This window comes from Streptomyces sp. NPDC059247, from assembly GCF_042754005.1.
Classification (GTDB): Bacteria; Actinomycetota; Actinomycetes; order Streptomycetales; family Streptomycetaceae; genus Streptomyces.
Genome location: NZ_JBHYZW010000043.1, coordinates 1 through 15125 on the forward strand (window position 1 = coordinate 1; position 15125 = coordinate 15125).

Annotated in this window: 15 protein-coding genes and 1 pseudogene; 6 read left to right on the forward strand and 10 right to left on the reverse strand. The window is 68.6% G+C overall.

Annotation, left to right across the window (positions count from 1 at the left end):
• Positions 1–318 precede the first annotated feature (318 nt).
• From ACFXGN_RS32220 to ACFXGN_RS32230, 3 genes are all read right to left on the reverse strand, one after another.
• Positions 319–642, reverse strand: coding sequence for a hypothetical protein (locus ACFXGN_RS32220; protein WP_384865897.1), 324 nt, complete (start codon positions 640–642; stop codon positions 319–321).
• Positions 639–1676, reverse strand: a complete 1038-nt coding sequence (locus tag ACFXGN_RS32225) for a conjugal transfer protein TraA (protein WP_384865899.1) — start codon at positions 1674–1676, stop codon at positions 639–641. Before ACFXGN_RS32225 ends, ACFXGN_RS32220 begins: the two co-directional genes overlap by 4 nt.
• Before the next feature lie 212 nt (positions 1677–1888).
• Entirely contained in the window at positions 1889–2119 is a 231-nt protein-coding gene (locus tag ACFXGN_RS32230) for a hypothetical protein (protein WP_384865922.1), read from the reverse strand.
• A gap of 59 nt (positions 2120–2178) precedes the next feature.
• Between ACFXGN_RS32230 and ACFXGN_RS32235 the strand changes: the two are divergent.
• Positions 2179–2274 (forward strand): annotated as a pseudogene (locus tag ACFXGN_RS32235) (AAA family ATPase); the annotation flags it as partial.
• Here the strand turns inward: ACFXGN_RS32235 and ACFXGN_RS32240 are convergent.
• Both ACFXGN_RS32240 and ACFXGN_RS32245 read right to left on the reverse strand, forming a co-directional pair.
• The gene (locus ACFXGN_RS32240) at positions 2273–4150 is read right to left on the reverse strand and encodes a DNA/RNA helicase domain-containing protein (protein WP_384865901.1); all 1878 of its coding nucleotides are present in this window, start codon (positions 4148–4150) and stop codon (positions 2273–2275) included. The pseudogene ACFXGN_RS32235 and the gene ACFXGN_RS32240 overlap by 2 nt on opposite strands.
• Before the next feature lie 193 nt (positions 4151–4343).
• Positions 4344–5330, reverse strand: coding sequence for a protein NO VEIN domain-containing protein (locus ACFXGN_RS32245; RefSeq protein WP_384865903.1), 987 nt, complete (start codon positions 5328–5330; stop codon positions 4344–4346).
• A gap of 214 nt (positions 5331–5544) precedes the next feature.
• On the opposite strand from ACFXGN_RS32245, the gene ACFXGN_RS32250 reads away from it, so the two are divergent.
• Together ACFXGN_RS32250 and ACFXGN_RS32255 are read left to right on the forward strand one after the other, a co-directional pair.
• Complete coding sequence (locus ACFXGN_RS32250) at positions 5545–5745, forward strand: hypothetical protein (protein WP_384865904.1); 201 nt, start codon at positions 5545–5547, stop codon at positions 5743–5745.
• Positions 5746–5963: 218 nt separating this feature from the next.
• Complete coding sequence (locus tag ACFXGN_RS32255) at positions 5964–6374, forward strand: hypothetical protein (RefSeq protein WP_384865905.1); 411 nt, start codon at positions 5964–5966, stop codon at positions 6372–6374.
• A 338-nt stretch (positions 6375–6712) separates the two neighbouring features.
• On the opposite strand, the gene ACFXGN_RS32260 is transcribed toward ACFXGN_RS32255, so the two are convergent.
• Positions 6713–7213, reverse strand: coding sequence for an RICIN domain-containing protein (locus tag ACFXGN_RS32260; protein ID WP_384865907.1), 501 nt, complete (start codon positions 7211–7213; stop codon positions 6713–6715).
• Between the two features lie 270 nt (positions 7214–7483).
• Between ACFXGN_RS32260 and ACFXGN_RS32265 the strand changes: the two genes are divergently transcribed.
• On the forward strand, positions 7484–8206 hold the full coding sequence (locus ACFXGN_RS32265; protein WP_384865909.1) for a hypothetical protein: 723 nt from the start codon (positions 7484–7486) through the stop codon (positions 8204–8206).
• Between the two features lie 13 nt (positions 8207–8219).
• Here the strand turns inward: ACFXGN_RS32265 and ACFXGN_RS32270 are convergent, their stop codons facing one another.
• From ACFXGN_RS32270 to ACFXGN_RS32280, 3 genes are all read right to left on the reverse strand, one after another.
• Complete coding sequence (locus tag ACFXGN_RS32270; protein ID WP_384865911.1) at positions 8220–8636, reverse strand: restriction endonuclease; 417 nt, start codon at positions 8634–8636, stop codon at positions 8220–8222.
• A 559-nt stretch (positions 8637–9195) separates the two neighbouring features.
• A complete protein-coding gene (locus ACFXGN_RS32275; RefSeq protein WP_384865913.1) occupies positions 9196–10383 on the reverse strand; it encodes a ParB/RepB/Spo0J family partition protein in 1188 nt (395 codons plus the stop codon).
• Complete coding sequence (locus ACFXGN_RS32280) at positions 10380–11612, reverse strand: ParA family protein (RefSeq protein WP_384865920.1); 1233 nt, start codon at positions 11610–11612, stop codon at positions 10380–10382. Before ACFXGN_RS32280 ends, ACFXGN_RS32275 begins: the two co-directional genes overlap by 4 nt.
• Positions 11613–12622: 1010 nt before the next feature.
• On the opposite strand from ACFXGN_RS32280, the gene ACFXGN_RS32285 reads away from it, so the two are divergent.
• The gene (locus tag ACFXGN_RS32285) at positions 12623–13984 is read left to right on the forward strand and encodes a hypothetical protein (protein WP_384865915.1); all 1362 of its coding nucleotides are present in this window, start codon (positions 12623–12625) and stop codon (positions 13982–13984) included.
• A gap of 380 nt (positions 13985–14364) precedes the next feature.
• Here ACFXGN_RS32285 and ACFXGN_RS32290 read toward each other — a convergent pair whose 3' ends face one another.
• Positions 14365–14613, reverse strand: coding sequence for a hypothetical protein (locus ACFXGN_RS32290; RefSeq protein WP_384865917.1), 249 nt, complete (start codon positions 14611–14613; stop codon positions 14365–14367).
• Positions 14614–14703: 90 nt separating this feature from the next.
• Between ACFXGN_RS32290 and ACFXGN_RS32295 the strand changes: the two genes are divergently transcribed.
• On the forward strand, positions 14704–15045 hold the full coding sequence (locus ACFXGN_RS32295; RefSeq protein ID WP_384865918.1) for a hypothetical protein: 342 nt from the start codon (positions 14704–14706) through the stop codon (positions 15043–15045).
• Positions 15046–15125 lie beyond the last annotated feature (80 nt).

Sequence of the window (15125 nt, forward strand, 5' to 3'; positions counted from 1 at the left end):
CACCGCACCGCACCGCACCGCACCGCACCGCACCGCACCGCACCGCACCGCACCGCACCGCACCGCACCGCACCGCACCGCACCGCACCGCACCGGGGCCATGATGCGCACCACCGTGCACCGCACCAAGTGCGCTTCCGTGTTGGCGGGTGGAGAACCCGGTCAAGGGGTGGAGCCGAACCTGGTCAAGGGGGTGGCTGGGCGAGGGTGCGGATGGTGCGCACCGCGGTGGACTCCACCATGTGCTCCACCGCATGGATGGAGTCCACCCGGTGTCTTCAGGGTGGTCCACTCGGTGGACGGTGCTCAGCCTCGTCATCACAGCCAGGCGTTCGAGTGCCGCATCCGGGACAGGGCGCGGGCGTCGCGGCGGGCGGCGGCGCTGCCGATGCGGTTCTGCCGGGGCCGTGGCCGGCGCGCCTGGGCACCGTAGAACCGGCGGACTCCCGCCGCCTTGAGCCGCTTGCGCTGCTTGGCCAACTGCTCCTTCTTCGCCTTGATGGTCTTCGGCTTCCGGGGACGTTTCCAGATCGGCTGCCAGTCCGCCGGCGGCGTGTACGCCTCGGCGCGCTTCTGGGCGGCCTCCTTCAGCCGGGTAGCGACGGCTTCGATCCTCGGGTCCGCGGGCGGCGTGGTGGTCATGCGATTCCTCCGGTGGGTGGTGTCCGGCCCGGCGCGGGCTGGACAGGCTGCTGGGCGCTCGGCGGCGGAGCCGCCGCGGACTTGGAAGAGGGGCGAGGGGCGGCGGCTCGTTCCCGGACACCGGCCTGGAGCCGGGCGGCCATCTCGGCGGCTGCGGCCTCCAGCGTCCGACGGGTCAGCTCCACAGCGGCGACGACGTCTGTCGTCGGCTCCAGGTCCCGGCCGGCCCTCCGCCCGGGGCGGGGGCTCAGGGTGGCCGGCACCGTGACGGTGTGCGGCCGGGGCCGGGAGTTCAGGCGGTCCGCGCGGCGTGCGGCGTGGACCCGGGCGGTCAGCGCGTCTGCGGCGAGACGGGCCCGCTGGTACGGGGTGGCGGACCGGTTGCGGGTCAGCGCGCGGAGCACGGCCTGGTCTTCGGTGTCGCGGGGGTAGAGGGCGCGGAGGTCTGCGGTCATCATCAGGCCCCGGCCGACCGGGCGGGTGTAGACGTCGATGGCCGTCTGGACGATCTGTTCGTCCAGGCCTCGCTGGTGGGGTCTGCCGCGCAGGGCGTAGGAGAGGTGGCGGCGGGCTTCGGCGAGGAGGTGGCGGTGCGCGAACGCGCCGCGTATCACGTACACCACAGCGATGGTCTCGGCGGCGGCCAGGGCGACGTCGACGACCGGGCGCACCCGCGCCGATATCACCGTGGCCGCTGCTCGGGCGCGCTCCGCGAGCTGTGCGACGACGTCGGCTCCGTAGGCTCGGGCCGCCGATTCCCGCCAGGCGGCGCGGAGCTCGGACAGCGACCGCAGTTGGGTGCGCTTCGGTGAGCGGGTCTGGTCGGCGGCCTGGCAGGCGAGCGCGTAGGCGGCCCGCTCCCCCGGCGGGTGGCCTTGCCGCTCCTCGTACTTGGCCGTGAGGAGGGGGAGGGCGTCGGCCGCGACGATGTGCTTCATCAGGGCATCGGCGGTCTGGTTGCCCCACGTCCCGTCCGGCCGTCGGGCGCGGATCGACACCACGGCGTGGTCGTGGAGCAGGGGGCGTGCGGTCACAGCCCCGCGCGAGCGGACCGTGCGAACGAGAGGGTCCTCGGGCCGCTGGACGCGGTGTGGAACCGCATGGGCGAGGTCATGATGGACTACCCGGGTTACGCCGTGATCAACACGATCATGGGGGTCGCCGCCATCGAACGTGAGAATGCGGCCTGAACCAGGCATTCCAACCTTCTCCGGCGACTGTCAAGGGGCCAGCTGCCGCCGGGACTTCAGAACATCCCGAACGCCCTCATCCCAGTGGCTGCGAGGAAGACGACACCGAGTACCCCAAAGATGCCTCGCATGATGTCGGGCGAGAGCCTTGGATCAACCCCGTCACCAGGTGCCCTCTGGGCTATCAGGTCATACACGTGCAGCCCAACGTTCCGATAGTCGAGCGCGACAACCATCGCGCCAGCACCTACGACGCCTCCCCAGACCAAGCTCAGCCAGCCACCCACAGATCGCTCCTCCCTCCCAGCGGACTGCCCCAGACGGAGCATCTCAGCTGGCAGCGGCCACCGCACAGGACCAAATGACCTACTGCGGGTTTCTCGCCGAGCTGCTGGTGCCGGAATGCGACGACCAGGCCCGGCTCCGCTCCGAGCGGCGCATCAATTGGACAGTGCAGTCGTGTCGGGCTCTGCCTCAGTCAGTGCAGGGATCAGTTGGTGCAGTCGTGCCTGGGTTTCGGGGTCAGTGGAGTACAGGAGGGTTCCGGACATGCCGCGAGTGAGGAGGACTTTGTAGGTGTTGCGGACCAGGCGGAGGAAGGTGACGGGGTCGGTGTTGTGGAGCGCGGGGTCCCTGCTGGCCTGAGGGTTGGGGATCCAGCGGTCGTGACGCCAGAGGAGGTCGTCTCCGATGATGACGCCGTTCCAGTCGTACTCGAAGCCCTGTGCGGTGTAGATACAGCCGACCTGGCCGAAGCCGTCGGGGTCGGTGGCCCACAGCCAGGACGGGGGGACGCCGTCGAGGCGGGACTCACCGCGCAGGTTCCACGGCTTGCGCCAGGATCCAATCGTGATGTCGTCGACCAGACGACCACGGCGTGGGTCGCTCCATCGCCAGCAGAAGCCGGCCGTGATGCGGGCGGTGAGGTGTTGCGCCTCCTTGGCCTGCAGGATGTCTTCCATCTCCTGAGGAGAGTCGACCACCCGGACGTGGAAGGTCCGCTCGTCGGCCCACTCGGTGGCGGGCTCATCGGTGAGCTGAAGCAGGCGCAGGACCCACTGTTCGTAGGCACGGCTGCCGCCGTTGCGGAACTGACCGTTGAGGTCGATGTGACGTGGGCGCAGCCCTCGGTCGGCGGCGGCCTGGTCGATCGCTTCGCGGCTGCCCATCTCGCCGGGACGTACGACTTGGTGGTCGTCGAGGAGGAAGACAGGGACGCGGGCGGCGTCGAGGAGCTCGTCAATCTGGCGTACTCCGCGGTGGCGGACGGAGTGGGCGCGAATGCGGTGGGCTTCGTCGCAGATGAGGGCGTCCAGTCCGTTCTTGGGGGCGTCGGCGAAGTTCATGAAGTAGTTGAAGAGCTCGCGGGCGCGGGAGGTGCCGCTGCCGACGGCGTGTTGGAGGGTGCGGGTGAAGGACCTGGATCCGGTGGCGTGGACCACGGTGTGGCGGTCGTGGGCAAGGTGGCGCATCAGGTGGAGGGCGATGACGCTTTTTCCGGAGCCGGGGCCGCCGGTGACGATGAGGACTTCCTTGCTGTCCGCTTCACGTGCCTTCTTCACGGCGCGGCGGACCAGGGAGACAGCGATCTGCTGTTGGTCGAGCAGGACGAATCGGTCTGCGTGCAGGATCTCTTCCGCGGTCGCGCGCAGCAGAGAACGGCTGGGGGCCAGGGGGCTGTCGAGGAGTTCGTCGGCGGCTGCGGTGCCGTGAGCGGGTGAGAGGCGCGACTGCAGGTAGGTGATCAGCTGATCGCGGGTGCTGTGCGTGAACAGGTGTCCGTGGTGGTCGGGTTCAAGGGCGAGCAGGTCGGCCACGCCAGTGGCCTCGGCGTTGTGAAGGTAGGCCACGCCGGCCACCGCGTCGGGTTCCGCGTCCAGCACGGTGGTGAAGTCCTGCAGATACTGGCAGTAGCGCCGTACCTGGGCGACCGGGTGCAAGAAGGCACGGTTGTTGTTGCCGACCCCTGGCAGGCAGAGGTCGTCGGTGTCGGGCAGGGACCGAGCGTGGGTCCACTGCTTGAGCTCGACGATGACGTAGGACGGCTGGGACGTGTGGGGGTGCCAGCCGGCCAGCACCACGTCGGCCCGCAGACTGGACAGGGCCAGCTGGTACTCGATCAGTACCTCGACCTGCTGCAGTCCGGCTTCGTCCAGCACACGGGCCAGGGCGGGCAGGCTGTTGCGCCAGGACCTTATCTCCCCGTCTTCCAGCCGGCCCAGCCGCGCCTGCTGGTGGCGCTCGGCCAGGGCATCGGCCACCGTGTCTTGTCGACAGCGCTGGACGAACTCGTGCACTGGCATGCGCAGCAACGGCATCGGCGTCTCCTCGGTCGGGTGCGTTTCCTGGGGCAGCGCGGGTGGGGCAGCGTGGAGTGTGCGGCCCGGTGGCGGTCGGACAGTGTCGCCTCGGCATGCGGACCCGGCCCGTTTGGGGGGGGCCTGCCCCGCCTGGCAGTCGTGCGACCGCGTCCTCGGGTGCAGGGGCCAGATCGGGCGGGACAGGCTGCGGTCAGGGCTGGTCGGCGACGGTGGGCTGGGGAACGAGATACTGGTAGCGGGTGGGGCGCAGGTCTTCTTCGGCCGGCTGCCAGTCCTTGAGCAGCAGGACATCACCGCCGCTGCAGTGATACGCGCCGTCCGTCTTGGTGACCTTGATGTCACTGACGATGAACAGGTCGACGGTGTGGCGGGTATCACGGGCGTGGAAGACCTCGTTCACGGTCAGCTCAACGCTGGTGGGGGCGCCGGTGGTGCCCTTGACCTCTACCCGCCGCTCCATACCTTCCCGCTCCAGGCGCAGGTCGTAGGGCTTGCCGACCTTGTGCGCTGTCCAGCCCCGCTCGGGATCCTGGTAGTGGGTGACGGCCTTCTCCTCGGCGTACAACTCGACCGCCTTGCGTTTCTCCGGGTCCATCTGCCGGCCCGCGCCCCGCCGACCGCGCCGGGGGCTGTTAGGGCCCTCCAACTGCTCAAGCGTGACCCCCGGCGTCGCGGCGAGCGCGACGTCGTGGTCCGCGGCCCAGTCGGCCTCGATACCGGCCGCGTCGAACAACGACTGCGGATCCATCTCCACCAGATAGCCCACCCCCTGCTGGGTTCCCGACCGGCGCGCCGCCTGCGACGCTTCCGTGCTGAGCGGACCGTCGGGGCCCAGCGGCACATCGTCGAGCACGGCCAGCGGCTCCAGCCCCAGCCGGTAGGGGTAGATGACCCGTTCCTCGGCGATCTCGTCCGGCCAGTGTGGCGCGGCGCCCTCGTACAGACCGACCTGCACCTTGCACAGCACCATCCGCACGGAGTTCGTTTCCCACTCCTCCGGCTGCACCCGCGGCGCGGCCCCGGTCACCAGCACCGCGAAGTCGGGCTCCCGCCGTCCGTACCAGTCCGGTTTCCTCGGGAAGCCCCAGGAGCGCGTCGCCATCCCATGCTCCAGGTTCCGCTGATGCCCGACTTTCTGCCCCACGTGAATCATCACGAACAACGCCCCAGAATCCATGAGGCCACCGTAAGGACTTCACTAACGACAGGTCAACAAGATTGTTCCAAATCGCCTCTTGGCTCGGCACAGCACTCGCCGCCCCTCGACCACAACTGGTCCAGCATCCCGGGGCTCGCGCCGTCACAGAACCGCGCGAGCGTTCCGCGCCCCGGTCGTGCGGCACGGTGCAGGCCGGCGTGGCCCTCGCGGGGTCCGGGTCGTTGAGTCCGGCATGAGGATCTTCCCTCGCCGTGCCTTCGCCGGCGCCACCGCTGTCCTCGCCTCCGCCGGAGCGGCCACGGCCGACAGCGTCGGCAACAACCTTCCCGGACTCCGGCTCCTGTCCAAGAGCTTCGGCAACGGCGAACAGCCCGACGAGGCCACCGGCACCCTGCCCACCCACAACGCCCTCAACAACATCACCCTCCCCTGACGAAGACCGCTCCCCGGCACCGCGTCCCAGACGCACAGGTGGCGGGGTGGCGGAGCACCTCCCGGAACAGAGCGACGGCGAGATCTCGCTGCCTGGGAGCGGCCGCATGCCGTACTCCCTCATCACAGGAGCCCCACCTGTCACAGATTTGTCCATCATCGTCACCCCGTGCCATGCCTGCGAGCCGTGCGGACGAGTGACGCTACCGCCGCCCGATCGTGCACAGGCCGCGATACCCCCCTCGCTCCGCACCCTTCAGTACGAACAACCCACGCCCCCTGGCCGACTGCGGCCAGGGGCTTCGTGCTTCCCGGAGGAGAGCCCTGCCCACGTACGAGGCCCTGCCCCGCTTCACCACCGACCTCCGCCGCCTCTCCCCCGCCCAGCGCCGACGCTTCCGCCACGCCGTCGGCTCCCTTGTCGACGACCTGCGCACCGGCCGTCCGATACGCCCCGGCCTGCGCGTCAAGCGCGTCCAACGCTCGACCGGCGTCTACGAACTCACCTGGGCCAACGGCCGCGGCCCCGCCGGACGCGCCACCTGGCACTACGGACCCGAACGTCGGCCCGGCACTCCTCATGTGGTCTGGCGGCGCATCGGAGACCACGACATCCTCACCAACCCCTGAACCGACCCCCAGGACGTCCGCAGCGATCATGACGGGCCGACCGTCGCTTGATCAGACGGTGATGGCGGATGAGGACTGCCGACGGCGTTCGAGTGGACGTGGCCGGCAGGGCGACCCGACCCGTGCTGGGCGGCTTCGGCACCGGGGCACGGCGCGGCAGCACGATGCACGCCCCCGGGCGGAGCCGCACGGTTCAGTTCCGCCTACGTGGGTCGACGACCGCGGCGGTGCGGGTGGTCACGCAGGGCACTCGCCGGTACAGGCTGGGCCGGGTGGGCGGGCTTCGGCTGCCCATGGCGAACCGGGCCGTGACCGTACCAGGGAGTGCGGTGTGCGGGTCAGGAGGCGGCGATGAACTTCCAGCCGGTCTCGAAGTCCTGCCACCGCTCGGTGGAGGACAGGTAGGTGCCGGAGGTCTCGGGGGCGGCGACGGCCACCACACCGCCGGACTTGTAGCTTCCCTTGAAGCGCACGCGGACGCCGTCGGAACCGGTCGGGTGGGGCTGGGCGGGCCTGGCGGGGTCATAGCTCGAACCGGCGAAGCCTGGATAGCCCATGGCCCAGACCTGCCCCCAGCCCTCGTCGGAGAGGGGCTGGCCGGCGGGCTGCTGGACGAAGGCGTTGCCGTCCGCCTGGTGTACCAGCGCCATGCCGCTGTGGACGTTGGTGATGCGGAACCAGGTGTAGGGGCTGTCCTTCTCGTCGTGGAAGATGGTCACCCGCCACCGCTGGTTGGCGCCGCCATGGCGCGGCCAGAGCAGCACCTTCCCGCCTGCCAGCTGGGAGGCTCCGGCCATGTCCCACACCAGGTCGGGGCGCCCGGCCAGGTGGATGAACACATCGCCGTCCGGTACGGCAGCCCCGACGGCCTGGGTCGGGGTACTGGGGGCGTGTGAATCAGGCCCACCGTAGGGAGTACGCCGCCGCGGTGTACAGGACGCCGAACCAGCCACACCATCAGGCCAGAGAGCTACAGCGACGCCCAGCGTTCGCGAGGACATCCGTGGCCACGGCATCCTCACCAACCCCTGAACCCGGGCCCCGGGACGCCAGCAGCGATCATGACGTGCCGGGCATCCCCCGACCCGGCCCGACTCGTTGGGCAGAACATGAACCCCTCCACCAGCCGCCTGGACCCGCTCGCAGAGAGCGCGGTCCTCGCAGTGTGCGCGCTCGCCGACGCCGCCACCCCCGACGGATGGAGCGGCGGTGCGGTCGAAGACGCCGCGACCGCCCTGGAGGTTCTCGCCGGGGCGCTGTCCGGGCTTGGCCCTGAGGCCGCGGAGATCCTGGAGGTGATTCCGGCAGCCGTGGCCGCGCTGCGCGAGCACGTCGAGCAGACACCCGCCGCCGCCGGGGCGCCGGGGCGGACCGGGCGGGCGGTGGACCCGGTAGTGGTGAGCACCCGGCTGCGGCGGGCGCTCGCTGCGCACGGGCTGACCGGGGGCCGGGTCCATCAGCTCGGGCCCGCGCTGCTGACCGTCACCCTGGACGCGGCCTACGCCCAGGTCCTCGCCGTACTCCTCACCGCCCACCGCGGACTCCCCCAGCAGACACCGCCCGTCGAGGACGACGTCCGGTGGGGTGCGGGGCCGGCGGAGACGGCTGCCGCTCAGCTCGCGGCGGCCCTGGCTGCGTACGAGCCGGGAACGTACGCGAGGGTCCTGGCCTCCGGGCAGGTGACCACCGGCCTCACCCCGGCGGCCGCCCGGCAGGTGACCGACGCGCTCAGCACCCGCGCCGTCCCCTCCCCCACCGTGGCATCCACACAGGCCCGGCGCCGCGGCCTCGGGCACGGCTGGAAGGGCATCGACGCCGATGCGGCCCATTGAACGTCAGGACGCTTCAGTTGTCCGGTGCCAGTTTCCGGTTGGTACCGGACCGGCCGATGTCCAAGTCCAGGAGCGTGGACAAGACCGTGCCGCTGTTCCAGAATCCGAGCAGATCAACGTCGACGAGCACCAGGTCGTGGCGGGCCGCGAAGGCCCGGGCCAGCTTGGTGAACTTGCACGAGGCACCGAAGAGCGGGACATCTGCTCCGTGTTCACTGCGGGCGGTGCCGTTGAACTTCTGGAGGTCCGGGCTACCGACGATGCGGCGCTTCGCGTAGCGCTTGCACTGCACAACGAGCTTCCGGCCGTCCGGCAACCGGCCCACCACGTCGGCACCCAGGTCGTTCGCAGCACCCACGCTGCGCACCTCGGTACAGTCATCCCGTCGGCAGAGTTCGACGATGCACTCCACGAAGTCCTCAGGGCTCATCCCCAAAGGGCTTCCAGCATTCTCTGGGCCCGCACTCGTGCCTGCTCCTTGAGCCAGCCCCTCTCCGCCCCGGCCTCCCTGCGTCCGGCGCGCGCCAGAACCCAGACCACGGCACTCAGGCCCAAGACGGCTAACCACCAGTACCACCGTGCCTGTTTCCAAGTTGCCCCTCCCGTGAGTCAGCTGTTCGCCAGCGGTACAGCTCCCCACCGGGAGCACCTTCTATCCCGTGTGCACCAGCACGTGGTTGGTAACTCGGCTGGTGCACCACGCCGGACTCAGGCTTCGCTGACCTGGCTCTTCAGGCTGGGTACAGCAGGAAGGGCATCAGGGTGAGGTGTTGTGCCCTGGACAGCGCCCACAGCAGTGGTGGCGGATTCGACGGCTTCCTGATCAGCTTCCACGATCACCACCGCTCCCCCGGAGCGGTTTTGGGGCGGGCGCAACGCTGAGCGGCTAGGTCCGGCAAGTCGCCCACCGGTCTCCTCTGTTGGGTGGGCTCGCCCAACCATCACCGTTGTGTCTGTTGAATGGGCCGCCCGCCCCAGATGCCGACTTACTAGCTTCCCTGGCCGAGCCGATCGGCAACGCTGCGCAGAATCTCGGCGAGTCCATTTCGTGCATCGGCCGGCAGGCCGCGGCCCAGATCCTCGGCGACTTCTTCCACGCCACTGGTGATTCTGAAGTACCGCTGGAGGAAGCCACTGAACTCTGCAGCGTTGAGGCTGGAGCGTGCCGTGTCCATCAGCATGAGGTGGTCGCTCGCGCGGAGCTGTACGGCTGTCTGGCCTTCGCCCGCCTTGCCGGAAGGTTCCCCAGATGCCGCAGCACCAGCAACCTGGGTGGACGGGCTGGCGGCAGCCCTTGAGTCGTCCTCTGCCGAGGCGGTGGGCACCGGATCCACGGTGCGGGGTTCGGGTACCGAGTGCCCGGTGTCCATTACCGGGTAATGAGGGGTCTCAGGGTCAGCTTGCGCTCCGGAGGCATCAGCCTTCTGCGCCCGCAGGGCTTCGCGTGCCTGCTTCTCGGCCTTCTTTTGGGTTGCTTCCTTCTCCTTGAGCGCAGCCAGGGCGGCTTCTTGCTCCGCTGGCTTCTTGTTGCCGACTGCTCGTAGGTGCTTCGCTTGCTCCTCGCCGGACTGAAGTCGCTCCTTCAGTTCAGGGGTCAGCTTCAGCAGTGCGAGACGCTGGGACACCCAGCCCTGTGACTTGTTGAGGCGCTTGGCAAGGTTCTCCTGTGAACCGTGGATCTTCAGCAGTTCAGCCAGGACCTTCGCCTCGTCGAGCGGGTCGAGGTCCTTTCGATGGACGTTCGCGACGAGCGCTGACTCGAGCAGGCTTGCGGGGTCGGCGCCGAGGCCATCGTCGACCATGACCTTGAGGGTCTTAAGTCCAACCTCGCGGGCCGCTGCTAGGCGGGAGTTTCCGTCGATGGCCACATAAGAGGTACCAGCTTCGAGGTCTGCTTCACGACCGGGATTGGCTTCGAGGTAGGCGAAGCGGGTCACGAGGCTGATCGCGGTCTTCTGACCGTGGTCGCGCAGGCTGCCGGCGAGCTCGCTGAGGTCACCGAGTTCACTGCGGGGGTTGTCCGGGTTCAGGCTGATGGCCCGGGGCGGCAGTTTAGTGGGGGCGGCGACGCCTTCGGTCGGAGCGCTGGTTGCTTCGTTGATCGCGGCGCGGCGGGCACTGACGGGGCGTGCCCGCTCGAACGAACTGCTGGCGCGGAGGGTGTCGGTCTTGCTCATGAGATTTCCTTGGCGAGTGCGCGCATGCCGACGGCCTGGTCACAGCGCGGTGCGTAGGCGAGGAGGGGGCGCTTCATACGTACGGCCTCCTTCTGCTCCTTGAGGTCGCCGATGACGCCAACGACGCGGGGATCCTTTATGTCGATCCAGCCCTGGAGCGAGGAGGTGGCGATGAAGCCCCGGCGGGCGTCGTACTGGTTGACGACGATGCCCAGGTAGTCGAGGTCGAGGTCCATGTCGGAGCGGAGGTCCTCGAGCTGGGAGGTGAGAAGGTCGTAGGCGTCGGCGGAGCTGTCCTCCGCCTGGACGACGACGAGGATTCCGGAGTTGCCGGGTTCTTCTCCGTCACGGCGGCGGCCGTAGTGAGCGGCGGCGTCCATCGTGAGGCCGAGGCTTGGCGGGCAGTCGACCACGACGACGTCGTACTCGCCCTCGACGAGGCCGAGGGCTCTTTCCAGGGCAGCCTCGCGGGCGCGGACACTGGAGAGTTTCACGTCGAGGAGGAAGGCGTCGGTGCAGGCCGGGAGCAGGTGGAGCCGGTTACCGAAGCGCTCGTCTTCGACCTTGACGATGAGGTCTTGGAGTTGGCCCTTGGCTTCGCCGGACATGTGCTTGGTGAGGCTGTCGCCGTCGATGGGCAGGGATTTGTGGCCAAGCTGGCTGGTGAGGTGTCCCTGAGGGTCGAAGTCGACGAGGAGGACGCGGAGCCCCAGGCCCGGAAGTTCTTCGTAGTCAAGCTCGTTGAAGGGTTCCTCGATCATCGCAGCCAGGTACTTGGAGATGCGTACACGGTGCAGTTGGTCGGAGTCCTCGGCCATGGCCTGGCCAAGACCGGCGGTGATGGCTGTCTTGCCGACGCCGCCCTTCTGGTTGCAGCAAATGATGCGTCGGACGAACCGCGGCCGGACCACGGCAGGGGCCGGGTTCTTCTCCAGCCAGAGGGCAACCGACTGAGAGAGGCCCTGGACGATGGATACGCCGCGTGCGCCGCAGTCGACGCGGAAGCTGTCCCACTGTCCTTCAGGGAGGAAGGTGGAGAAGGACTTGGCGCCGGCGGTGTCGATGGGGGAGAGGTTCGAGCCCAGCCCCCGCCAAGAGTTGATGCCGGCTTCGACGGCGTGCTGAATGTCGAGGCCGTGCTGTGCACTCCGGATCTTCAGTGCGCGCTGCAGCTCGGCCGGGAGTTTGGAGACGACCTTCTCGCGGTCGCCGGATGAGGGCTGAGTCATAGGCGATACCTTACTAACGCCAAAGATCAACTCCAGCATCGACACGATAGCAATCACAAAATGATGTGCACCGGAGGAGCCAGACAAGGACCCGATCATTACCGGGTAATGGCCTCCGACCCGCCGCGAGCAAGGGACGCTGCCTGGGGCCTCCGCTCCGCCATTACCCGGTAATACTCGGATGGGTCAGTCCGACGCCAGTGAAGGCAGGCGCCGCTTCTGCCAACCCAGCCGCACCACACGCCCAGTGCGTCGAGTCGGCTGTGTCCAGCACGGTGGCTGCGACTCGGAGCACTGCCAGCCAGGCCGCGACGCTCCCAGGACCCGTAGCCCGAGATACGAACGACGTCGGCCTCGCTGGCCTGGACCTGCTCATGAGACGTATCTCCGAGGCGTCCGCCCACTTGGATCCGGAAGCCGTGATCGTCAGATTCAGCATCCATCCAGAACCGAACGTCGCCCTGATCACTCAGGCTCTCGCCGATGGCCACCACGAAGGCCGCTCGAATCGGGCCGGGCAGCACATCAGCGATGTCAGCGGTCTACCGCCCGTGAACAGCGAAGGCCGGCTCGTCGTACACCGCCGGGTCGCACTCAAGGCCCCAGCCACTCCCCTTCGATGTGATGCCACATACCCAACGAGATCCCAGACTCGACAGCACGGAGTGAACTTCAGGGGAGTACGACGACTGGGGGTTGCATTGAGACGAGACAGCGCCCGAGCATCCCAGAGCTCCGGATCTGTCCGCTCCTTCAGATCATTACCCGGTAATGAGACCTGACGTGGCGACGTCTCTTGGCCACTCCAGCAACGCCGGGCGTCGGTGCGACCACGGAGAGCTCTCCGCACAGTCACGACTGGTCGGGGAGTGCAGGTCGCGGTGGTGGACGGTGACCTGGTGACCGCGGCGGCACAGGCGCCGGGCGAGAAAGAGGGCTGCGCCCCGGCCCTTTCCCGAACTAAGGACCGATGCAGGGCCGGCACGCAGCGGCCCCACTAGGTTGAGCGCATGACAAGCCTCGATCACCCCCAGCTGTCCGGGCTGGGGCGGAATCCAACAGCCCCTCAGGACGTCCTGATACGCCTGGCCACACACAAGGCCGGCCGACACGGGATATCGCTGCGTCGCGGGCGGCTGGAGGACGCTGTTGTCGAGGCTCTGCTGACGCACGGCGACGACAACGCCGCAGTGCGCCTTCACGGAGACCGCATCTCCCCGGCGATGCGCCGCAGGATCGCCGAGCATCCCGATCCGGCGATCCGTGACGCGTACACACATTTTGTCCGCGACGCGGTCGACCGCAAGCTGCAGATCGGCATCAAAGCCCTGGAGGAAGCCTACGGCCAGCCTCGGGCGGCACTCCTCAGCGCGACGAGTCCGAGCCTGCGCGCCGCAGTCGCGCGAGCCTGGCACGACCGGCCTCTCGCCGTGCAAGTGGAACTACTCGCCGACCCGGATCCGCAGGTCCGTGCAGCCGCCACCGAGCACAGGCAACCAGGTGTCCCGCCTGAGTGGAGGGAGCGTTGCCTTGCCGACCCTGCCATGCGCGTCAACGCGGCACGCTACGTCCCGCTCACGCCGGAGCAGTTTGCGCAGCTCATGCGGAGCGAGGAAGAGCAGGTCCATCAGGCTGTCGCCGGGAACCCTCATCTATCGGCAGAGATGGTTGCCCGGCTACTGGACATCGACGACCCGATCGTGCGGATCGTGACTGCGCAGAGTCGCCATGTGGACGCCGAAACCCGGGACCGGCTGTATGCGCTCGTAGAAGCCGAACGCGCGGACGGAAGCATCCAGGCCGACGTGGCTCTGAATTGGAACTTCGCCGAACCGGACTGGCTGCGCGAAGCGCCTCTCAACGAGCGGATGACCTACGTGGACTGCCGGCACACAACATTCCGGCGCGTACTGGCCTCCTGTCACGACCTCCCCGAAAAGGCATGGCGTCGGCTGGACAACGACCCGGAACCCGTGGTCCGTCGTGCTGCCGCCCGTCGGCCAGACACACCACCGGAGGTCCTGGAAGCGCTGGTACGCGCACACGGCGACGTATTCCACATCCGACCGCTACTCGTCGACCACCCCAACTTCCCCCGTCACAAGCTGCGCACGTTCGTTGACGAACCAAGCCCGAACGTGCGCTACCTCGCCCTGCAAGACCCAGAACTACCAGTGCCAGACCTTCAGCAACTCGCCGCCGCTGCCGATTCCTTCCTGCGCCGCGGGGTCGCCCGTCACCCCAACACCACGGACGCGTTGCTGGAGCATCTGCTCTCCGATCCAGACCCCCAGGTAGCCGACGATGCCGCCGCCAACTCCGCGCTGCGGCCGAGCCAGATGTATCGAATCCTCACCGCTGCCGGCTTGTGACTCCACGAGAGCCTCAGGCCCGGACCCCGTGTTCTCCCGGCTCTCGCGGACACGGCGGTGCGGGGGCCGGTCTTCACAGCGCGCAGGTCCTGCTCGGCCTTCTCCAGTTCGGCCTTCGCCTTGGCGACGCGATCGCGGACTTCTTCGACCAGGTCGATGAAGTCGTTCGGGGTGGTGCCGCGCGACGGTTCGGCGCCGATGAGGGCGGCGAGGTCGGTGGCGAAGCAGTCGCGGAGCGCGGCGAAGGTGTCGGCCTTGGTCTGGACGGCCACGGGGGTCTCCTTGTCAGTGGTCGAGCCGGATGGTGATGGGATGCCGGGAATCCCCGGCGTCGGTGGGATGGTGCGTCGGTGGGCGGCGGCAACCTGGTGCCGTCCAGCTCAGCGTCCGGGTCCTGCCGTGGCGAGCTCGGAGGCCAGGTGGACGGTGCCGAAGCCTTCGGCGAGCAGCTGCTCACGGGTGGGCGTCAGGTCATGGAGTTCACGTACGACGTGCAGAGGGACCACCCGGTCGCGGGAGGCGTTCTGTACCTCCACCGTGGCGAGTGGGACGTCGAACAGGACCGCGATGGTGGGGCGCTGCCAGTGGCGGGCGCGGGCCAGCAGTCCGGCCCTGACGTGTCCGAGCACGTTGGTAGCGTTCCCTGTCAAGTTGCTGTGTGCAGGGATGCACGGGAAATTCCGTTGGCTGTCGGTGTTCCCTGCTGGAACGATCCTGGAATGACCGACCACCGTGACGCCGTCCTCCGCCTGTGGGGTCGCCAACTCTACGAGCGTCAGGGCGAGCCACTCGCCTGGGCGGAGTCGGTCCTGGAGGCCACCGGCCGCGCGCCGACCGCCGTCACCGCGGCAATGTCCGGCCGACTCGACGCCCTCGCTGATTCCCCATCGGGCCCGGCATGGCTCCTGTTCCGTACGGTCGCCAAGCTGGCCGCGAACCTGCGGGGCGACGGCCTCTACGACGCGGATGTTGGTACCCGAATCGGCCCACTGGCCCTGCGGTTGGGCGAGCTGGAACCACCGCTTGCCAGCCCGCTCGGGGAGGCACTAGGGCCTGTGTGATGTCGTGATCAGTTGTTGAGTTCTGCCCTCTTCGCGGGGTGGAACCCGGTAGGACATTGGTCGTGACGCTCAGGCAACTC

Coding starts and splice junctions, on each gene's coding strand:
- ACFXGN_RS32270 (WP_384865911.1), bottom strand. CDS start 8,636: ATGAGCCCTGAGGACTTCGTGGAGTGCATCGTCGAACTCTGCCGACGG.
- ACFXGN_RS32265 (WP_384865909.1), top strand. CDS start 7,484: ATGAACCCCTCCACCAGCCGCCTGGACCCGCTCGCAGAGAGCGCGGTC.
- ACFXGN_RS32220 (WP_384865897.1), bottom strand. CDS start 642: ATGACCACCACGCCGCCCGCGGACCCGAGGATCGAAGCCGTCGCTACC.
- ACFXGN_RS32285 (WP_384865915.1), top strand. CDS start 12,623: ATGACAAGCCTCGATCACCCCCAGCTGTCCGGGCTGGGGCGGAATCCA.
- ACFXGN_RS32250 (WP_384865904.1), top strand. CDS start 5,545: ATGAGGATCTTCCCTCGCCGTGCCTTCGCCGGCGCCACCGCTGTCCTC.
- ACFXGN_RS32295 (WP_384865918.1), top strand. CDS start 14,704: ATGACCGACCACCGTGACGCCGTCCTCCGCCTGTGGGGTCGCCAACTC.
- ACFXGN_RS32240 (WP_384865901.1), bottom strand. CDS start 4,150: ATGCCGTTGCTGCGCATGCCAGTGCACGAGTTCGTCCAGCGCTGTCGA.
- ACFXGN_RS32245 (WP_384865903.1), bottom strand. CDS start 5,330: ATGGATTCTGGGGCGTTGTTCGTGATGATTCACGTGGGGCAGAAAGTC.
- ACFXGN_RS32280 (WP_384865920.1), bottom strand. CDS start 11,612: ATGACTCAGCCCTCATCCGGCGACCGCGAGAAGGTCGTCTCCAAACTC.
- ACFXGN_RS32275 (WP_384865913.1), bottom strand. CDS start 10,383: ATGAGCAAGACCGACACCCTCCGCGCCAGCAGTTCGTTCGAGCGGGCA.